The organism is Rickettsia sp. TH2014, assembly GCF_019249195.1.
GTDB classification, from domain to species: Bacteria; Pseudomonadota; Alphaproteobacteria; order Rickettsiales; family Rickettsiaceae; genus Rickettsia; species Rickettsia felis.
The window spans coordinates 1-837 of record NZ_MXAX01000276.1; the positions used below are offsets into that span (position 1 = coordinate 1).

The following is an 837-nucleotide window of genomic DNA, read 5'->3' on the forward strand; positions in this document are numbered from 1 at the left end:
AAGATTAAATCTTGACTTCTACAAATAATTCATCATCTTGAGAACAAACTATAATATTACCGTTATATTCCCAATTAATAAAATCTTCTATTTTCTTATTCTCGCCTATTTTTAAAATTATCAAATACCAACAACCATTTATCTTTACTTGCTAGATAGGCTATTAAATCGTTCCTCATCACTGCCATATCTTCTGAAATCACCGGTGATTTTACCTCAATATTAATAGCTTTAGATAATTTGAGTAATTGCTGCTCTATATTTAGATTACAATCAATAAACCAAATTATATTATAGTTATCTTTATTTTCATAAGCGTACATCCTAGCAAGCTGGGTTTTACCCATACCGCTTCCCCCTACTACACTAGATTGCTTGTATTTATTAAGATTTTCTTTTAGCTTTTCTAATTGCGATACATGATTATAAAATAGCTAACCGGTACAACTAAATTAGATATTTGACTTTGAGCAAATATAGTTCCGCTTATTAGAAGTATACTAATCACTAATATATATTTTTTCATAATATTTATTAATTTTAAATTTCTAGCTGTAAAGCTTTATATCTTTTCGACTAAAAGTCAATAAAAATTTGAGGTTAATGAAGATATTGCACTGGGTGAAAAATTAGGTGATGTCATTCTCGCGTAGCATTGTTGCATAGCTCGATTTCACCACTGTCATCCCGTGGCTTGACCTATATACCGAACAATTTTTATTCTATGCCATTTCGCGTGACATTGTAGCGTGGACCTGCTTTTCCGTCATTGCGAGGAAATTACAAAGTAATTGACGAAGCAATCCAGTTAAAAATTCTGATTTACAGAATTTTTTT

At 30.3% G+C, this 837-nt stretch carries 1 protein-coding gene; it reads right to left on the bottom strand.

What is annotated here, in order from left to right:
* Window positions 1-95 precede the first annotated feature (95 nt).
* Complete coding sequence (locus KYQ89_RS05740; protein WP_256621453.1) at window positions 96-347, bottom strand: hypothetical protein; 252 nt, start codon at window positions 345-347, stop codon at window positions 96-98.
* Window positions 348-837 lie beyond the last annotated feature (490 nt).

Excerpts from the sequence above, each read along its gene's own strand:
- KYQ89_RS05740 (WP_256621453.1), bottom strand. The coding sequence starts at position 347 with ATGGGTAAAACCCAGCTTGCTAGGATGTACGCTTATGAAAATAAAGAT.